At 64.8% G+C, this 17,157-nt stretch carries 18 protein-coding genes and 1 riboswitch; of the genes, 6 read left to right on the top strand and 12 right to left on the bottom strand.

Annotation, left to right across the window (positions count from 1 at the left end):
- Positions 1–4 precede the first annotated feature (4 nt).
- From sfnG to FBY31_RS16645, 3 genes are read left to right on the top strand one after another with little or no spacing between them, the layout of a single operon-like run.
- Positions 5–1,210, top strand: a complete 1,206-nt coding sequence (gene sfnG / locus FBY31_RS16655; RefSeq protein WP_142043378.1) for a dimethylsulfone monooxygenase SfnG — start codon at positions 5–7, stop codon at positions 1,208–1,210.
- On the top strand, positions 1,210–2,562 hold the full coding sequence (locus FBY31_RS16650) for an O-acetylhomoserine aminocarboxypropyltransferase/cysteine synthase family protein (RefSeq protein ID WP_142043376.1): 1,353 nt from the start codon (positions 1,210–1,212) through the stop codon (positions 2,560–2,562). Before sfnG ends, FBY31_RS16650 begins: the two co-directional genes overlap by 1 nt.
- Complete coding sequence (locus FBY31_RS16645) at positions 2,559–3,053, top strand: CoA-binding protein (protein ID WP_142043374.1); 495 nt, start codon at positions 2,559–2,561, stop codon at positions 3,051–3,053. Before FBY31_RS16650 ends, FBY31_RS16645 begins: the two co-directional genes overlap by 4 nt.
- Positions 3,054–3,062: 9 nt before the next feature.
- Here the strand turns inward: FBY31_RS16645 and FBY31_RS16640 are convergent, their stop codons facing one another.
- The 5 genes from FBY31_RS16640 to FBY31_RS16620 all read right to left on the bottom strand — a co-directional run bounded on the left by FBY31_RS16640 (position 3,063) and on the right by FBY31_RS16620 (position 7,991).
- Entirely contained in the window at positions 3,063–3,923 is an 861-nt protein-coding gene (locus tag FBY31_RS16640; RefSeq protein WP_142043371.1) for a hypothetical protein, read from the bottom strand.
- Positions 3,920–4,471 carry an RNA polymerase sigma factor gene (locus FBY31_RS16635; protein ID WP_142045464.1) on the bottom strand — a complete coding sequence of 184 codons (552 nt, stop codon included), beginning with the start codon at positions 4,469–4,471 and terminating at the stop codon, positions 3,920–3,922. Before FBY31_RS16635 ends, FBY31_RS16640 begins: the two co-directional genes overlap by 4 nt.
- A 301-nt stretch (positions 4,472–4,772) precedes the next feature.
- Entirely contained in the window at positions 4,773–5,126 is a 354-nt protein-coding gene (locus FBY31_RS16630; RefSeq protein ID WP_142043369.1) for a YegP family protein, read from the bottom strand.
- Positions 5,127–5,389: 263 nt separating this feature from the next.
- Positions 5,390–6,679, bottom strand: coding sequence for an adenylosuccinate synthase (locus FBY31_RS16625; RefSeq protein WP_142043367.1), 1,290 nt, complete (start codon positions 6,677–6,679; stop codon positions 5,390–5,392).
- A 250-nt stretch (positions 6,680–6,929) separates the two neighbouring features.
- Positions 6,930–7,991, bottom strand: a complete 1,062-nt coding sequence (locus FBY31_RS16620) for a M14 family zinc carboxypeptidase (RefSeq protein ID WP_142043365.1) — start codon at positions 7,989–7,991, stop codon at positions 6,930–6,932.
- Positions 7,992–8,212: 221 nt separating this feature from the next.
- A riboswitch (SAM riboswitch) is annotated at positions 8,213–8,320 on the top strand.
- A gap of 9 nt (positions 8,321–8,329) precedes the next feature.
- On the opposite strand from FBY31_RS16620, the gene FBY31_RS16615 reads away from it, so the two are divergent.
- Both FBY31_RS16615 and FBY31_RS16610 read left to right on the top strand, forming a co-directional pair.
- Positions 8,330–9,538 (top strand): cobalamin-independent methionine synthase II family protein, encoded by a 1,209-nt coding sequence (locus FBY31_RS16615; protein WP_142043363.1) that lies wholly within the window; start codon positions 8,330–8,332, stop codon positions 9,536–9,538.
- A gap of 210 nt (positions 9,539–9,748) precedes the next feature.
- The gene (locus FBY31_RS16610) at positions 9,749–10,378 is read left to right on the top strand and encodes a uracil-DNA glycosylase (RefSeq protein ID WP_142043361.1); all 630 of its coding nucleotides are present in this window, start codon (positions 9,749–9,751) and stop codon (positions 10,376–10,378) included.
- A gap of 183 nt (positions 10,379–10,561) precedes the next feature.
- Here FBY31_RS16610 and FBY31_RS16605 read toward each other — a convergent pair whose 3' ends face one another.
- From FBY31_RS16605 to FBY31_RS16595, 3 genes are all read right to left on the bottom strand, one after another.
- Positions 10,562–10,984 (bottom strand): DUF3151 domain-containing protein, encoded by a 423-nt coding sequence (locus tag FBY31_RS16605; RefSeq protein WP_142043359.1) that lies wholly within the window; start codon positions 10,982–10,984, stop codon positions 10,562–10,564.
- A gap of 2 nt (positions 10,985–10,986) precedes the next feature.
- The gene (gene fbaA / locus FBY31_RS16600) at positions 10,987–12,006 is read right to left on the bottom strand and encodes a class II fructose-bisphosphate aldolase (protein ID WP_142043357.1); all 1,020 of its coding nucleotides are present in this window, start codon (positions 12,004–12,006) and stop codon (positions 10,987–10,989) included.
- A 164-nt stretch (positions 12,007–12,170) separates the two neighbouring features.
- The gene (locus tag FBY31_RS16595) at positions 12,171–12,866 is read right to left on the bottom strand and encodes a TrmH family RNA methyltransferase (protein ID WP_142043355.1); all 696 of its coding nucleotides are present in this window, start codon (positions 12,864–12,866) and stop codon (positions 12,171–12,173) included.
- Between the two features lie 52 nt (positions 12,867–12,918).
- Between FBY31_RS16595 and FBY31_RS16590 the strand changes: the two genes are divergently transcribed.
- The gene (locus tag FBY31_RS16590; protein ID WP_142043353.1) at positions 12,919–13,749 is read left to right on the top strand and encodes an HAD-IIA family hydrolase; all 831 of its coding nucleotides are present in this window, start codon (positions 12,919–12,921) and stop codon (positions 13,747–13,749) included.
- A gap of 7 nt (positions 13,750–13,756) precedes the next feature.
- On the opposite strand, the gene FBY31_RS16585 is transcribed toward FBY31_RS16590, so the two are convergent.
- From FBY31_RS16585 to pyrE, 4 genes are all read right to left on the bottom strand, one after another.
- Positions 13,757–14,797: an alpha/beta fold hydrolase gene (locus FBY31_RS16585; protein ID WP_142043350.1), complete on the bottom strand. Its 1,041-nt coding sequence runs from the start codon at positions 14,795–14,797 to the stop codon at positions 13,757–13,759.
- A gap of 83 nt (positions 14,798–14,880) precedes the next feature.
- Positions 14,881–15,534, bottom strand: a complete 654-nt coding sequence (locus tag FBY31_RS16580; RefSeq protein WP_142043348.1) for a hypothetical protein — start codon at positions 15,532–15,534, stop codon at positions 14,881–14,883.
- 84 nt (positions 15,535–15,618) lie between these two features.
- On the bottom strand, positions 15,619–16,386 hold the full coding sequence (locus FBY31_RS16575) for a GAF and ANTAR domain-containing protein (protein ID WP_142043346.1): 768 nt from the start codon (positions 16,384–16,386) through the stop codon (positions 15,619–15,621).
- A 131-nt stretch (positions 16,387–16,517) separates the two neighbouring features.
- Complete coding sequence (pyrE, locus tag FBY31_RS16570) at positions 16,518–17,102, bottom strand: orotate phosphoribosyltransferase (RefSeq protein ID WP_142043344.1); 585 nt, start codon at positions 17,100–17,102, stop codon at positions 16,518–16,520.
- Positions 17,103–17,157: the final 55 nt, after the last annotated feature.

The following is a 17,157-nucleotide window of genomic DNA, read 5'->3' as shown; positions in this document are numbered from 1 at the left end:
AATCATGAATGACATCAGCAGCGTTGCCCGGCTCTCCGAACCGCTGAAGTTCGCGTACTGGGTCCCGAACGTCTCCGGCGGACTGGTGGTCTCCACCATCGAACAGCGGACCGGGTGGGACTTCGACTACAACAAGAAGCTGGCCCGGATCGCGGAGAACTCCGGCTTCGAGTACGCCCTGACCCAGACCCGCTACGCCGCTTCGTATGGGGCGGACAAGCAGCATGAGGCCACGTCCTTCAGCCTGGCGCTGCTGGCCGCTACCGAGCGGCTGAAGGTCATCGCCGCAGTCCACCCGGGCATGTGGCACCCCGGCGTGCTGGCCAAGTACATCATCACCGCCGACCACATCTCCAACGGGCGTGCCGCCGTCAACATCGTCTCCGGCTGGCTCAAGAACGAGTTCACCAACTTCGGCCTGGAATGGCTGGAGCATGACGAACGCTATGTCCGCACCGAGGAGTTCATCAAGGTCCTCCGCGGCCTGTGGACCGAGCAGGAATACAGCCAGTCCGGCAAGTACTACAACATCACCGATTTCACCCTGAACCCCGCCCCCATTGACGTGCCCGGGCGCGCCCACCCCGAGATCTTCTTCGGCGGAAACTCGACGGCGGCGCAGGCCACCGCGGGCCGCGTTGCGGACTGGTACTTCTCCAACGGCAAGGACCTGGAAGGCTTCAAGGAGAACATCGCCGGGGTCGTGGCCGCGGCCGGCGAAACCCGCCGCACCGAAGGCGCCCTCCCGGCACCCCGCTTCGGCTTGAACGGTTTCGTCATCGCCCGCGATTCCGAGAAGGAAGCCCGGGACACGCTCCGCGAGATCGTCGAGAAGGCACACAAGCCTGCCGTCCAGGGATTCCGGGACGCCGTCCAGGAAGCCGGCGCCTCCACCAAGGACGGCAAGGGCATGTGGGCAGATTCCACCTTCGAGGACCTGATCCAGTACAACGACGGCTTCAAGACCCAGCTGATCGGCACCCCTGAACAGATCGCCGAACGCATCGTGGAGTACAAGAAACTCGGCGTGAACCTGTTCCTGACCTGCTACCTGCACTTCCAGGAGGAGGTGGCGGCGTTCGGCCAGGAGGTCCTGCCCATCGTCCGGGAACTTGAAGCAGACCTCGCCCGGAAGAACGGCACCGAACTGGACTTGTCCGGCACTCCCGCGGTTTCGACAGGCTCAACCACCGGGCTGGTGACTGTCTAATGGCTGACCGCACTTTCGGTTTCCGCACCCGCGCCCTGCATGCCGGCGGCACCCCCGACGCCGAACACGGCGCCCGTGCCGTACCCATCTACCAGACAACGTCCTTCGTGTTCAAGGACACCCAGGACGCCGCCAACCTGTTCGCACTGCAAAAGTACGGCAACATCTACTCCCGCATCGGCAACCCCACCGTGGCAGCGTTCGAAGAGCGCATCGCCTCGCTGGAGGGCGGCATCGGAGCTGTCGCGACGTCGTCGGGCATGGCTGCCGAGTTCATCACTTTCGCCGCGCTGACCCAGGCAGGCGACCACATCGTGGCAGCCTCCCAGCTCTACGGCGGCACGGTGACCCAGCTGGACGTGACCCTGCGCCGCTTCGGCGTAGACACCACGTTCGTCCCCGGCACCGACCCTGCAGACTACGCGGCGGCGGTCCGGGAGAACACCAAGGCGATCTTCGTCGAGGTGGTGGCCAACCCGTCGTCGGAGGTCCAGGACCTTGAGGCCCTGGCCAAGGTGGCGCACGACGCCGGCATCCCCCTGGTGGTGGATGCCACCTTGAGTACACCGTACCTCGTGCGGCCCATCGAACACGGCGCGGACATCGTGATCCACTCGGCCACCAAATTCCTTGGCGGGCACGGAACCACCCTGGGTGGCGTGATCGTGGAAAGCGGCCGGTTCAACTGGGGCAACGGCAAGTTCCCCACCATGACCGAACCGGTTGCCTCCTACGGCAACGTCTCCTGGTGGGGCAACTTTGGCGAGTACGGCTTCCTGACCAAGCTCCGCTGCGAACAGCTGCGCGACATCGGCCCGGCGCTCTCCCCGCAGTCCGCCTTCCAGCTGCTGCAGGGCGTGGAAACCCTTCCGCAGCGGCTGGACGAGCACCTGAAGAACGCGAAGGCCGTGGCCGAGTGGCTGGAAAACGATGACCGCGTGGCTTACGTGAACTACTCCGGCCTGCCCTCCCACCCGCACTTCAAGCGGGCACGGAAGTACCTGCCGCTGGGCCCTGGATCGGTCTTCTCCTTCGGCGTGAAGGGCGGGCGCGCTGCGGGCCAGAAGTTCATCGAGTCCCTCCAGCTGGCCTCACACCTGGCCAACGTGGGTGATTCCCGCACCCTGGTGATCCACCCGGGCAGCACCACCCATCAGCAGCTCAGCCCCGCCCAGCTCGAGTCAGCCGGCGTGCCGGAGGACCTGGTCCGCATTTCCGTGGGCCTGGAGGACATCGAGGACATCCTGTGGGACCTCGACCAGGCGCTCACAGAAGCGACGAACGTGGCGGCGGAAGATGCCGTCGCCCGCACGGAACCCGCAGACGCCTGCACGATCGGAGCACACGCATGAGCACCGCCCAGCGCACCTGGTCCGGGCCGGCGGCCCCCGAGCGCCTGAACCTGCTCCGGCAAGCGAAATCCATTGCCATTGTGGGTGCCTCCGACAAGCCGTCGCGGGCCAGCTACTTTGTGGCCACGTACCTGTTGTCCTCCACCCGCTACAAGGTGTACTTCGTGAACCCGGTGGTCAAGGAGATCCTGGGCCAGCCCAGCTACGCCTCCCTCGCGGACCTGCCGGAAAGCCCGGACATCGTTGACGTGTTCCGCAAGCACGACGACCTTCCGGATGTGCTGGACGAGGCCGTGGCCGCAGGGGCGAAAACCCTCTGGCTGCAGCTGGGGTCCTGGCACGAGGGTGTGGCCGCAGGCGCGGAAGCTGCCGGCCTGAATGTAGTGATGGACCGGTGCGTGAAGATCGAGCATGCACGCTTCCACGGCGGACTTCACCTGGCCGGCTTCGACACCGGGGTGATTTCCTCCAAGCGCCAGGTCACGGCCTGACGGTTCCGCCTACCGGTTGATCGTGGCCAGCCATAGGGCCCGGGGAATGGCCTTCTGGCCGGTTCCCGGGCCTGCCCACGGCGGCTGGCCCTGCTTGTCGGGGGCGCCCGTGGGGGCAGCCGTCTTTTGCCCTGCAGAGCCTGGTGCTTCCACGCCGGACGCCGGTGTTCCCGCGCCTGGCGTCCCGGAAGGATCCTCTGTCCCTGCCCCGCCCGGTAGGCCCGGCGTCCCCTCCGGCGCGGACGGGGAACTGGCCCCTTCCTTGTCCCTACTGGTGCCGGCGTTGTCCCCCGTGGCACCGGAAGTCCCTGGCACACATCCGCTGGTCGCCGCTCCGGCGTCGTGATTTTGCAGACCGCACGCCGGAGCCCGGTCCCCCGCCGGGCCGCGAAGGAGGCGGATATCACCGTTTCCGGCAACGCCGGTCCCGGCGGGGTCATCAGTGGAAACCAGGTCCCGCAGCTCCCCATAGCCGGCAGGTGGACCGTAGGGCGCCAGCGCCGATACCACCCCCGAGGCGATGGTCCAGTCCGGCCCCCAGTCCTCAAGCAGCTGCTGGATGGACGCGCTGGCACCAGGGGTGGAGCCACCAGACGTGGCGGCGACGCCGCCGATGCCCAGGCCCATCCCGGCGATCACGGCCAGTCCCACAACAGTGGGACGGTGACGGCGGAACCGGCGCCGCTGCTGCAGCTCGTCCCCGGACGCGGCCAGCAGTGCGGCCAGTTCGCCGGAAGGGGCGGGAGCGGGCAGTGATGCCAGGTATCCCAGCGCCAGGAGGGTGGCGCGGAGCCTCTCATCCTCCGGATGGCCGGCGTCGAGGAGCATCTCCTCCACCAGGGCAGGTACTCGATTGGCTTGGGGTGTCATGGCCTCAAGTACTCCTTCACGGCCGAAAGTTCCCGAAGCTTCCCCACGGCCCGCCGCTGGAGCTGTTTCACTGCGCCCGGGCTTTTACCCATCGCCTCAGCCGCCTGCTCCACTGTGAGCCCGGCCACGAGGCGAAGGGAGAGGACCTCGCGCTGGTCCCCGGGCAACCCGTCGAGCAGGTCCAGCACCTCTTGGGGCGAAATCCGTTCAAGGGCTTCCGCTTCGGCGGAGGAATCCTTCCGCTGGTCCAGCTCGGGCTCGAAAGGCAGCTTGGCGGGAGTGCGGCTTTGGCGCCGGTGGTCGTCAACCATCCGGGCGTGGGCCACCGAAAAAATGAACGTACGGAGCCCTGTAGGGCCGCCCTGGATGGTGTCCAGCCGCGGCAGGACGGAGAGAAACACTTCCTGCATGGCCGCCTCCGGATCCTCGACGCCCCGGGCCGTGAGGTAGCCCAGGACCTGTGACGCATACATCCGGTAGACGACGCTGAAGACGGATGACCCGGCGGCCTGGTCCCCCAGGTCCCGGTCAGTCAGCGCATCAGTCACGGACGTGGTGCTTTCAGTCAAAGAGAGGTGGTTTCTTGAGGGGAAGGCTTGTATCCGGTCATCGGAACGCCGTTTCCCCGCATCACTTTACCCCTCGGCAACCCCTGTCCGGACACGCCACGCATGAGGTGCCGGGTGAGGTTATGGCAGCTGCCCCTGCCGTTCCTGCAAAGTGAAAGAGCCGGACTGGAACGTGATGGGGGACAAGTTCCAGACCGGCGCTACATAAAGGTAATCGTTCCAGGCACGCCAAGGGTTACGCCCCGGGGCAAAAATTTTAAGAATTCTTTTGCGGCCCCGTTCAGCGGGCAGCTGCGGTGATCCAGCGTGGCCGGCTTCCCTGCCGGCGCGGCCCCTTGGCCGGGCTGAAAGTGTGTGCATTGGCGGGTACGCGCCGGTCATCGCAGTCGTCCTGGACAGTTTCAACGGCCGACGCCGGAACTACGGCAGGTGCCTGAGGCGCCAGCGTGCCGGCGGGGCAGAGATCGGTCACCAGTCCTGTGCCCGCGCATTCCCTGACGGCGGCGATGCCGGCAGCGAGGGAGGACTTGCTGTCGAAGGGGCCGGAGACGGCCATAATGGTGCCATCCGGGGCAAGGAGGCGGAACCTGAAAAAAGAATCGTGGTCAACAAACGCTTCGAACTTTCCGGCCATAACAAATCCTTCCGTTCTGCGGGTCCTTGTCCGGCGGCGCCGTTGCCACCGGCCGGTCCGGGCGCATCACTGCCCCTTATTCCCGCGGGTCTGGTCGAACAATTGGTGATCGGATCACCGGGTTGTACCAAAGAGTCTCGCCGGTAGGCATGCGACCCGCAAGACCCAAGGCGTTAACCCCATGTAAATTGCTGTAATTTCCCCGGACAACACAAGCGGCGGGCCACCTTTGAAGGTGGCCCGCCCGCGTCGTAATTCCTGCGTCAGTCGTTGATGAGGTCGTTCACCACAATGGTCTGGTCCCGGTCCGGACCAACCCCGATCGCGGAGAAACGCGTGCCGGACAGCTTTTCCAGGGCCAGCACGTAGTTCCGGGCATTCTCCGGGAGGTCCGCCAGTGTGCGCGCCCCGGTAATGTCCTCGGTCCAGCCCTCGAAGTACTCGAAGATGGGCACGGCGTGGTGGAACTCGGTCTGCGTCATGGGCATCTCATCGTGGCGTACACCGTCCACATCGTAGGCTACGCATACGGGGATCTGCTCGATGCCGGTGAGCACATCCAGCTTGGTGACAAAGTAGTCCGTGAAGCCGTTGACGCGGGAGGCGTGACGTGCCAGGACGGCGTCGTACCAGCCGCAGCGGCGGGGCCTGCCGGTGTTGACGCCGAATTCGCCGCCGGTCTTTTGCAGGTACACGCCCATCTCATCGAACAGTTCCGTGGGGAACGGTCCGGCGCCAACGCGGGTGGTGTACGCCTTGATGATGCCGATGGAGCGCGAGATGCGGGTGGGGCCGATGCCCGAGCCCACGGAGGCGCCGCCGGCGGTGGGGTTGGAGGAGGTCACGAACGGGTAGGTCCCGTGGTCCACGTCCAGGAAGGTGGCCTGGCCGCCTTCCATGAGTACTACCTTGCCCTCGTCCAGGGCCGAGTTCAGCACCAGGGTGCTGTCGATGACCAGCGGGCGGAGACGCTCTGCGAAGGACAGGAAGTACTCCACGATCTCGTCCACCACCACGCCACGCCGGTTGTAGATCTTGACCAGGAGTTCGTTCTTCTGCCGCAGCGAGCCTTCCACCTTCTGGCGGAGGATTGACTCGTCAAAGACGTCCTGGACGCGGATGCCCAGCCGGGCCACCTTGTCCATGTATGCGGGGCCGATGCCGCGGCCGGTGGTTCCGATGGCGCGGCTGCCGAGGTAGCGCTCCGTCACCTTGTCCAGCACCTGGTGGTACGGGGCCACGAGGTGGGCGTTGGCGGAGACGCGGAGCTTTGAGGTGTCGGCGCCGCGCGCCTGGAGGCCCTCAATCTCCTGGAAGAGTGCCTCGAGGTTTACCACGCAGCCGTTGCCGATAATGGGGACGGCGTTGGGGCTGAGGATGCCTGCCGGAAGCAGCTTGAGTTCGTATTTTTCACCGCCTACGACGACGGTGTGCCCGGCGTTGTTGCCGCCGTTGGGTTTGACGACGTAGTCAACGCGGCCGCCCAGCAGGTCGGTCGCTTTGCCTTTTCCTTCGTCGCCCCACTGGGCTCCTACGATCACAATTGCTGGCATGGGATCCTCCCCCATTCGTTCGGGCTGCCGGGCCCGGCCACAAACGTGGCGGCCCTGTACAGCGCCGTTCATGAGAATGCCCCGAATCGACCGGCCTTCGCTGGTCCGCGGGGCAGCACAGCGATGCAAGAGTTCCGGGGCCCTTACCACCCAAGTTTAGCCGATAGGGGACTTCGTCCACCCGTTGGCCCGCCGCGGCCCGTCTTGCGGAGTAAAAGGACTCCAGGGCCGCGGCGGACGGCAACGCCTGCTACTCGCCGTCGGCCTCCTCGCCCGGGCGGGAGGTCTGGGTGGCGAGGCTGTCCCAGAAGGAGGTGTCGGCGTCGGCAATTGACCCGTCGGCAATGGCTGCGGCCGTGGCGGTCAGCGTGGTCACCGTCTGCTTGATCAGGTACCCGTTGCTGCGCAGGCCCAGGGCGTACCCGTCCAGGTAGTGGTCTGACATGCCGCGCATTTCAAACAGCAGGGTTGCGATGCCGTATTCGACCGCGATGCCGTTGCGGCTGATGGTTTCGGCACTGCCGCCCACGTACTTGCCAAGGTGGCCCCAGCCGGTGGAGTCGACGTTGCGGAACACCACAGCGCCCAGCTGCTTGGACTTCTCCACAACGGCCGGGTCGGCGTTGGGGGTGGTGGGGTACAGGATTGAGCCGGATACAAGCTCTCCATCACGTTGGCTGCGGGTGCCCTGGTGGTGCAGGTCGATCATGTAGTCGATCCGGTACTTGCGCATCACGTTGTTGTGCAGCGCCTGGGTTTCCGGCTGGATTTTCTCCACATGGTCACGGTTGAGGTCCACCTCTTCAGCGTTGTAGCGGGTCATGTTGCGCTCACCCTTGGCCTGGTAGCCGTCCAGGGAGAAGTTCACATCACCCATGGCACCGTCTGCGTTCAGCATGGGAACGATGAGGATGTTCGCGCCGTCAAGGACGCCCCCTGACTTGCCGGTGCCGAGGTGCTTGACGAATTCCAAGGCGCCTTCGGTAGTGAGCTGTTCATTGCCGTGCTGCTGCGTCAGGTAAAGGATGGTGGGTTTGGCCGGATCGGAGATGTACTTGACCAGGTGGATGTCGCGGCCCTTCACCGTCTGCCCGATGACCTCCAGCTCCATCGCCGGCTGGCGGGCGTCCTGGTCTTTGAGGAACGAAACCATCTGGTCATAAGTGGCCAGCTTCGAGGTGGTGATCTGGCCGTTCCCGTCGTAATTGGGGCCTTCGCCTACGGCCATCGCCGGTGCGGGTGCTGTCACTGCTGCCACTGCCAGGGCTCCGGAAACGGCCAGGGTCCTGAAAGTTGCCAGGGTTTTTCTCACGGTGCGTTACCTCTTTCGAGTGCATTGGGTGCGTCCAGTCCGCCATGTCCCCCATTGCGGCCTGTGACAAGAGCCAACCAAGCTAAACGAAACCTGTCAATGCATATAACAGGAGTGCGTATCCAGTTATTACGGTCCGGAAAGTACGTCCGCCTCCCCTGACGTGCGAAACAATCCGGACCGGATTTGCTCCCGGGAAGTCTTTGGAATTAAGTGAGAGTGAACCATCCGGAGCGGCCGAGAGACCTGGATCGTTGACGCCGCAGCAACCCCGCTGATTTGCAGCTACCACCTGCCTGCGAAGGTGCTACTGCCAGGACCGATGGAAAGGAATTCCAGTGTCCCTCAATACAGACCACATCCGCGTCACCCATGCAGGATCTTTGCCCCGCACACCTGAGCTGATTGCCGCCAACGCCGCCAAGGAGCAGGAGGGCATCACCACTGGATTCCTTGACCTGCTGGAAGCCTCAGTGGCGGACGTGGTGCAGCGCCAGAAGGACTTGGGCATCGATATCGCCAACGACGGCGAATATGGGCACACGATGTCCAGTTCCGTTGACTACGGGGCTTGGTGGAACTACTCCTTCGCCCGGCTTGGCGGCCTCGAAGCGACGGACGTGGACCGTTGGGCTGATACCCAGGTGCGCCGGTCCTCCCCCGGGAACATTGTCCTGACCTCCTTCCCGGACCGTCGTGACCGGCAGAAGTTCAACGATGCCTACAATGACCCGTCCGCCGGCATCCTGGCTCACCGCAAGAGCGTTTCCCAGCCCAAGATCGCAGGGCCCCTCACCTACACCGGGCACGACCTGGTAGCCTCCGACGTCAAGAACCTGAAGAGCGGGCTGGCCGCCGCAGGGCTGTCCGAGGGCTTTGTGGCCTCGCTCTCCCCCGGGTCCTGCGCACGGGTTGCCAATGAGTACTACAAGACCGACGAGGAACTGCTGTACGCATGCGCCGACGCCATGCGTGAGGAATACAAGGCTATTATCGATGCCGGACTCACGGTCCAGCTCGATGATCCGTCACTTGCCGAAAGCTGGGACCAGATCAACCCTGAGCCTGCTCTTGGTGACTACCTGAAGTTCATCCAGCTGCGGGTGGAGGCCACCAACTGGGCGCTGCGTGACCTCCCGCAGGAGCAGATCCGGCTGCACGTGTGCTGGGGCTCCTGGCACGGACCGCACACCACGGACATTCCCTTCGCGGACATCCTCGGATCAGTGCTGCAGGTCAACGCCGGCGGCTACTCCTTCGAGGCCGCCAACGTCCGTCACGAACACGAGTGGCGGGTCTGGGAGGACACCAAGCTCCCCGAGGGCAAGGTCATCATTCCCGGCGTCGTTTCGCACGCCACCAACGTGGTGGAGCACCCCGACCTGGTGGCAGACCGGATTGTCCGCTTCGCGGAGGTGGTGGGCCGGGAGAACATCATCGCGTCCACCGACTGCGGCCTGGGCGGCAGGGTGCACCCGCAGATCGCTTTCGCCAAGCTGGAAGCATTGGGCGAGGGTGCGCGCCGGGCCACCAAGCGCCTCTGGTAGCCGGCAACAGCACACCGGACCCGCCGGTTCCGTGCCCCGCTTGGATCGGGTGCGCGGGACCGGCGTTTCGTTTTGCGCGGCTTGCTAAACTGGTAAAGGCCGACCAGGAATCGGTCCGCCCCATTTCAACCACCTCGGATCTGTTGCGCCATCGTGCGCCCATTTTCGCGGTGGCAGCAACACCAATCCCCGCAGGAGACCCAGCCCTACATGACAGCCCTGGCACCCGAATCTTTCCATGAGCAGCTTCTGAACCGCCGCTACGAACCCAATGTTGCAGCCGTCAACGAACTGTGCGATTCCCTGCAGGAGGCCAAGCCCGGCACGGCAGTGCCCTACGTAGACCCCATGCACGACGTCGACGAGTGCCGGATCATCAGCCTGTACTCGAACATCGGCGAGGCCGATAAGTCCGGTTTCATCACGGCCGGGGACCACGACGCCGCCACCCGGATGCTCGGAATCCAGTGGAAGCTGGGGCTTCGCCCGGAGTACGTGATGCCCTGGAACGTCCACCCCTGGCACATCCCCGGGGAGCCGAACGGGAAGTTCACCCCGGACCAGGTGTCCGCCGGCCTGAAGCCGCTGCTTAAGTTCCTGGCCCTGGTCCCCCGGGCTTCCGTGATCGTAGCGCACGGCACGGAAGCCAACCGCCTGGCGAACCTGCTGCTGAAGACCGAAGTTCCGCTGCTCTGGCGCCGCGGCCTGAAGACCTACAAGGTGCGCTCCCTCAGCGGCCGCGCCTTCGCAGGTTCGCCCGCCCGCCAGGAGGAATACCTCGAGGCCATGCGCGTGGCTTACGCCGACGCCATGGCACGCACCGGGCTCCAGAAGGCATAGCCATACGCTGGTTGAGCTCGCCGAAATCAGGTTTCGACAGGCTCAACCACCGCTTAGGGAACGACGGCGGGCGGTCACCTTTTCGAAAGGCGACCGCCCGCCGTCGCACTTTAACCCAAGGCGGGGTCACTTTCAGCCCAATCCGGCGGCCGGAGAGGGCGGAAAGTGACCCCGCGTTGCTGTTTACTGACCTTCGATGGCTGCTTTGGCTGCCGGGTCGGAGTCGTTCAGGAACTTCTCGATCCGCTCCGGCTCCTCGGCCTCGCCGATGGCTGCGGATGCCCGGCCCAGGGAGTACAGCGCCCGCAGGAAGCCGCGGTTGGGCTCGTGCTCCCAAGGGATCGGGCCGACGCCACGCCAGCCGTTGCGGCGCAGCGAGTCCAGTCCCCGGTGGTAGCCCACCCGGGAGTAGGCGTAGGAGTCAATGGTGCGCCCCTCCGCCCAGGCCTCTTCCGCGAGCAGGGCCCAGAGCAGCGAGGATGTGGGGTGCCTGGCTACGAGATCCAGGGGCTCCTGGCCCGCTTCCAGCTGCTGGTTGACCTCAGTCTCGGCAGGCAGGAGCGTGGGCTCGGGGCCCATAAGGTTCCGGCGGAACTCGTCGGACATTCCTAGAAGGTCTTTCCGGCCGAACCGAGCTGCTTGGTGGCCTCGACCACGCGGGCTGCCAGGCCGGCTTCGGCCGATGCGCCCCAGACGCGGGGATCGTAGGTCTTCTTGTTGCCCACTTCGCCGTCGACCTTGAGGACGCCGTCGTAGTTGCGGAACATGTGGTCCGCCACCGGGCGGGTGTAGGCGTACTGGGTATCGGTGTCGATGTTCATCTTGATGGTGCCGTAGGAGACGGCGTCCGCGATTTCCTGGTCCGAGGAGCCGGAGCCGCCGTGGAACACCAGATCGAACGGGCTGTCCTTGCCAATCTTGGCGCCAACCTGGGCCTGGATGTCCTTGAGGATCTCCGGGCGGAGCTTCACACCGCCGGGCTTGTACACGCCGTGGACGTTGCCGAAGGTCAGTGCCGTGATGTAGCGGCCGTTCTCGCCGGCGCCGAGCGCATCAATGGTGGCCAGGGCGTCCTCAACGGTGGTGTAGAGCTTGTCGTTGATGGCGTTCTCCACGCCGTCCTCTTCACCACCCACGGTGCCGATTTCGACCTCGAGGATGATCTTCGCGGCAGCGGTGCGCTCAAGCAGTTCGCGGGCGATGCGCAGGTTTTCCTGGAGGGTCTCGGCGGAGCCATCCCACATGTGCGAGTTGAACAGCGGGTTGCGGCCGGCCTTGACCTCGGCCTCCGAGGCAGCCAGCAGCGGCAGGACGAAGCCGTCCAGTTTGTCCTTCGGGCAGTGGTCCGTGTGCAGGGCGATGTTGACGTTGTAGTTCTTGGCCACTTCGCGGGCGAAGGCCGCGAAGCCCAGCGAACCGGCAACCATGTCCTTGGTGGAGGCGCCGGACCAGTAGGCCGCACCGCCGGTGGAGACCTGGACGATGCCGTCGGACTCAGCTTCGGCGAAGCCGCGGAGGGCAGCGTTCAGCGTCTGCGAGGAGGTTACGTTCACGGCCGGGAATGCGAAGCCGCCCGCCTTTGCGCGGTCGATCATCTCGGAGTAGATCTCTGGGGTTGCAATGGGCATGCTGACTCCTATGCTGAGGTTCGTCTGTGGGCTGGTAACCCTGGAGTACCGCTTACGGCTAGCACCATCCTAGCCATTCCCGGACGGGCCGAGTGTTTCGGGTCACCGGACGGTAACACTGGCGCGGGATGGCATTCGGGGCCTATGCACCGCCGGGAGCACCGCTAAGTGCCAGCCCCCGGTTGCTGCACGTGCTGGTTGAAGACGTGCCGGCGGACCCATGCATGCATGGCGATCGCCGCGGCGGAGGCTGCGTTGATGGACCGGGTGGAGCCGAACTGTTCGATGGACAAGGTGGCGACGGCGGCCTCGTGCACCTCCGGGGTCAGGCCGGGGCCTTCCTGGCCGAACACCAGCACGCAGTCCCTGGGCAGTTCGTAGGTTTCCAGCGGCACCGAGTCAGGGAAGATGTCCACCCCGATGATCGCCAGCCCCTCCCCCTGCGCCCACGCTACGAAATCTTCAACGGTGGGGTGATGGCGGACATGCTGGTACCGGTCGGTGACCATGGCACCCCGCCGGTTCCACCGCCGTCGGCCGATGATGTGCACCTCTTTGGCGAGGAACGCGTTCGCGGTGCGCACCACGGTGCCGATATTGAGGTCGTGCTGCCAGTTTTCGATGGCGACGTGGAAGTTATGCCGCCGCGAGTCCAGCTCCGCCACGATCGCGTCGTGCTTCCAGTAGCGGTACTTGTCCAGGACGTTGCGCCGGTCACCGTCCGCCAGGAGGTCAGGGTCCCAGTGCTCGCCTTCGGGCAGTTCGCCTTCCCAGGGCCCGACGCCCACCTCCGCCTTTTCGGTGGCGGCCTCCTCCGGCTCAGGCTGCGGTTCGGACGTCATACCGGGCGTTTGGTTCACCCCTCAACACTAGACTGGACCTTTCGGCTTTCATTCACCGGCGGAGGTAGGCATGGCAGAAGCGGACAAGGTTGTAGGGTCACCAGCGGTGTACCGCAGCGGCCAGGAGATCGAGTGCTGGCTGACGGACATGGACGGCGTCCTGGTCCACGAGAACCAGCCGATTCCAGGTGCAGCGGAGCTCATCCAGCGGTGGGTGGACACATCAAAGCGCTTCCTGGTCCTCACCAACAACTCCATCTTCACCCCGCGCGACCTGGCCGCCAGGCTGAAGGCTTCGGGGCTCGAGGTTCCCGAAGAAAACATCTGGACGTCCGCGTTGGCCACCGCCCAGTTCCTCAAGGACCAGGTGGAGGGTTCAGGGTCCGGCAACCGCGCCTACACCATCGGCGAGGCAGGCCTGACGACGGCGCTGCACGAGGCAGGCTTCATCCTCACCGACCAGAACCCGGACTTTGTGGTGCTTGGCGAGACGCGCACCTACTCCTTCGAGGCGATCACCATGGCCATCCGGCTGATCCTTGCCGGCGCCCGGTTCATTGCCACGAACCCGGATGCCACCGGCCCGTCCAAGGACGGTCCCATGCCCGCCACGGGGGCCATCGCAGCCCTGATCAGCAAGGCCACCGGCCGGGAGCCGTACATCGTGGGCAAGCCCAACCCGATGATGTTCCGCTCTGCCATGAACCAGATCGACGCGCATTCGGAAACCACCGCTATGATCGGCGACCGGATGGACACGGACATCATTGCCGGCATGGAAGCCGGGCTGCACACGGTCCTGGTCCTGAGCGGTATTACCCAGCGCGAAGAGATCGGCTCGTACCCGTTCCGCCCCAACCAGGTGCTGAACTCGGTGGCGGACCTGAAGAACCAGATCTAGGCCGGCACTAGAAGACCGTCACCCGGGATCCGCCCCGGGGCAACGGGAAGTTCTCGTCCAGCAGCCGCTGCAGGAGGGGCCGGTAGATGTTCGGGTTCCAGCCCGGGCTGGCGTGGGCCGGAGCAGCACCGACAGTCTGCAGGTCACTGGAAACCATGTTCGCCTTGAACGCCACCGCCCAGGCCTCAACCGCCGTCTGGTAGCGGACGGTGCGGTCCCGGGGATTGCCGATGTAGGCCATCTTGGCACTGCCCAGTTTGTCCACGAACTGCAGGCCGTCGAAATGGTAGATGTACGCGGACTCGGACTGGATGAGCAGGTTGGACGGGGCGATCGGCGACAGCTGTTCAAGCGCCTGGTCAAGGATCTGGCGCCAGCTCCGTTCGTCCTTGTGGATCACCCGCTCCCCCAGCTCGTACCCGCCGCGCAGCGTGGACGGGAACCGGAAGCCGCGCTCGTAAAGGAACACCACGCCGTCGAACCAGCTCTGGTCCAGCACGTCGTGCTTGCTGTAGGGGCTGGAGTCCAGCACAATCAGCTCCACCTCGACGCCGTGGACTTCGAGCAGCCGGGCAGCCACCTGCGTGGCCACCATCCCGCCGAAGCTGTGTCCGTAGAAGAACACCTTGGTGAGCTTCTCGGTGCGCACGTACTCGAGGACGGCGATGACCAGCTCATCGATGTCCAGCCCCCGGTTCGAATAGCCGACCGCGGCGAGCCGGGCGCGCTTGTTCAGGGTGCCGCGAAGGGAGTTCAGGATCCACTGCGCTTCTTCCCAACTGGTTTTGTAGCCGGGGAACAGGAACCAGCTGGCGTCCGGGTAGTAGGCTTCGGCGAACTCATCCGGCATCGCGAGGATCCTGTTGGAACGGCGCTGCGACTGCACCTCCCGGGTGAGGAGCATGTCGGCGGCCAGCACGCCGGATGCGCCTGCTCCAGTCAGGAACGCGCGGCGGGAAAACTGTTTAAGGGCAGCGGCTTGTCCCAGCAGCCGGGCTCCGGAAGCCCCCCGCCGGTCCTGCGAATTTGTGTCCCCCTCATATGGCACACCCCTACCGTAGGCATAACGGAAGACGCCGCCGCAAGAAGGCCGCGGTAACCATTCAGTGACGCCTGGTCAGCGGGAGTGGTTCAGCTGGCGGCCTGGCCTTCCGTTGTGGGAAATGGGCTGGCGCTGTCCTGTTGGCGCCGCGTGATCTCCCGGCCTATGTCGTCATACCGGGCCAGAAGGTCCGATCCCGCAAAAGCCCCGGGGTTGTCCAGCAGGGCGAAGAGCGTGTCGCTGGCGAGCAGCAGCTCCTCGTCCGAAAACTCCTGCAGCACCCGGCCGCCCCACGCCCCCAGCCCCGGTAGTTCCAGGGGCGGGGCCCCATCAAAGCCCGGCATGGCTGCTGCGGCTTCGATGGCATCAAGTTTTGCAATGGAATTGGTTTCTGCAATGGAATCAGCGGAAAAGCCGTCGATAACGGTCAGCAGTTCTTCGCCACGGGACTCACTATCCGCAGGTGAAAGGTCAAGCGACACCCCGGCACCGTGGATTCCCATCAAGCTGCCGGCATCGATGTCGTTGAGGTCCTGGCGAAGGCCCGCGAGTGCGGAGGACTCAACCAAGGCAGCCCGTGAGAGCTCAACACGGATGTGGGACTGGATCCCCATGCGCCGGATACGCCGGATGATCTGGACGAGGCCAGGCCGTGAATCCTGGTTGAGGGTTCCCTGGACATCGATGCGGACAACGTCGGCAGGGACGTCGAGATTGACAAGGGCATTCAGTATGCGGTCCATAGGTACTCCAAAAAAGGTGTCTATGGCCGACGGCTCAACCTCGCTAAGCCTAACCTCCGGCAGGATCCCGGCACAAGCGGAAGGCTACGCTGTTTGATCCGTCTGCAACTGCCCGGGTTCCTGGAAATGCGTTCGCGTCCCGACTCCCCCGACGGAGTCCACGAGGGACTTGGCGATGTCCCGCAGCTTGGTGTTGCTGTTGCTGGCAGCCTCGGTGAGAATACTCACCGCAGCCTCCTGGCTGCACCTGTTCTGGGCCATGACGATGCCTATGGCGATGTCGATGATGGTCCGGGAATGCAGGGTTGCCCGGAGATTGGCTGCACTGTCAGAGTGAAGCGAGAACCGCACGGCCAGCCGGAGGGCTTGTGAAATTTCCCGAGTGAAGCCCCGCGCCTTGGCGGCGGCGCGTTCATCGAACTTATGCGGAACGTCGGAATAAAGGTTCAAGGCCGCCTTGGCCTCGCCCTGGAGGTTGAACGGCAGGGACAACACTGACCGCAGCCCGTGCGAGGCGACTGCGGATGCATAGTCCGGTCCCCACCGGTTCTCCTCGAACAGGTCAGGAACGTGGACTTCGCGTTCCTCTTTTGCGGCAGTAAGGCACGGTCCCTGCGACAGCGAATACTGAATCTCGTCCACTTCCCGCGCAGAGTCGCTGCTCCAGCCGATGGTGGCTGCCTTCCGGTCGCGAAGCAAGGTGATGCCGCAGAGGGCGTCCTCGCCTTCGCCGGCCACCTGGCGTGCCGAAAACCGGGCAAGTTCGTTCATGAAGTCCTCGAAGTCCGCGCTGTCCAGGATAAGGTTCTGGACCTGCTCGGTGGGGTTCAAGGGCTGGTCAGTTGGGAGCATTGTGCACGTTCTCCGTACGGGGAATGAGGGGATAAGGCAAATGATAAACGACCTCCACCTCAGATCCAACACCGCTGCCCGGCCACGCACACCCGGGCAGCAATGACGGGAGTGCTATGACTGGGACAGCGCTATGAAAGGCCCAGCTCGTCCTTGCCGAACGCGAACAGGTAGGGCACACCCGTCTCGGCTTCGATCTTTTCCTTGGCTCCGGTGTCCCGGTCCACGATGACGGCAACAGCCACCACGTTCCCGCCGGCCCGCCGGACTCCTTCCACTGCCGTCAGCGCCGAACCGCCGGTTGTGGAGGTGTCCTCCAGGACCAGCACCTTGCGGCCTTCCACTGAGGGACCCTCCACCTGGCGGCCCATGCCGTAGGACTTCTGGGCTTTGCGGACCACGAATGCGTCAACCGTCCGGCCGGCGTCACGGGCCGCATGCATCACTGCAGTACCCACGGGGTCGGCTCCCATGGTGAGCCCGCCGGCGCACTCAAAGTCGATGCCGGCCTCGTCCGCCAGCGCCAGCATAACCTGGCCCACCAGCTTCGAGGCCTCGTGGTGCAGGGTGATGCGGCGCAGGTCGATGTAGTAGTCGGCTTCCGCCCCGCTGGACAGGATCACCTTGCCGCGGACTACGGCAAGCTCCTTGATCAGTTCCAGCAGGCGGGCGCGGGCGGCTGCAGCGTCAACTGCAGTGTCACTGGGGGAAGTCATGGTCTCCAGTTTAGTGTGGGCGTGCCGGTGTGGATGCTTGAGCGCCGTTGACACT

This window comes from Arthrobacter sp. SLBN-100 (assembly GCF_006715305.1).
GTDB lineage: Bacteria > Actinomycetota > Actinomycetes > Actinomycetales > Micrococcaceae > Arthrobacter.
The sequence above is the reverse complement of the archived record's forward strand: the minus strand, read 5'-3'. Positions and strand labels throughout refer to the sequence as shown.

Bases quoted from the DNA above. Each gene is read 5' to 3' on its own strand.
- FBY31_RS16575 (WP_142043346.1), bottom strand. From the start codon at position 16,386: ATGCTCCCAACTGACCAGCCCTTGAACCCCACCGAGCAGGTCCAGAAC.
- FBY31_RS16630 (WP_142043369.1), bottom strand. From the start codon at position 5,126: ATGGCCGGAAAGTTCGAAGCGTTTGTTGACCACGATTCTTTTTTCAGG.
- sfnG (WP_142043378.1), top strand. From the start codon at position 5: ATGAATGACATCAGCAGCGTTGCCCGGCTCTCCGAACCGCTGAAGTTC.
- FBY31_RS16625 (WP_142043367.1), bottom strand. From the start codon at position 6,679: ATGCCAGCAATTGTGATCGTAGGAGCCCAGTGGGGCGACGAAGGAAAA.
- fbaA (WP_142043357.1), bottom strand. From the start codon at position 12,006: ATGCCCATTGCAACCCCAGAGATCTACTCCGAGATGATCGACCGCGCA.
- FBY31_RS16605 (WP_142043359.1), bottom strand. From the start codon at position 10,984: ATGTCCGACGAGTTCCGCCGGAACCTTATGGGCCCCGAGCCCACGCTC.
- FBY31_RS16650 (WP_142043376.1), top strand. From the start codon at position 1,210: ATGGCTGACCGCACTTTCGGTTTCCGCACCCGCGCCCTGCATGCCGGC.
- FBY31_RS16580 (WP_142043348.1), bottom strand. From the start codon at position 15,534: ATGGACCGCATACTGAATGCCCTTGTCAATCTCGACGTCCCTGCCGAC.
- FBY31_RS16590 (WP_142043353.1), top strand. From the start codon at position 12,919: ATGGCAGAAGCGGACAAGGTTGTAGGGTCACCAGCGGTGTACCGCAGC.
- FBY31_RS16610 (WP_142043361.1), top strand. From the start codon at position 9,749: ATGACAGCCCTGGCACCCGAATCTTTCCATGAGCAGCTTCTGAACCGC.
- FBY31_RS16640 (WP_142043371.1), bottom strand. From the start codon at position 3,923: ATGACACCCCAAGCCAATCGAGTACCTGCCCTGGTGGAGGAGATGCTC.
- pyrE (WP_142043344.1), bottom strand. From the start codon at position 17,102: ATGACTTCCCCCAGTGACACTGCAGTTGACGCTGCAGCCGCCCGCGCC.
- FBY31_RS16645 (WP_142043374.1), top strand. From the start codon at position 2,559: ATGAGCACCGCCCAGCGCACCTGGTCCGGGCCGGCGGCCCCCGAGCGC.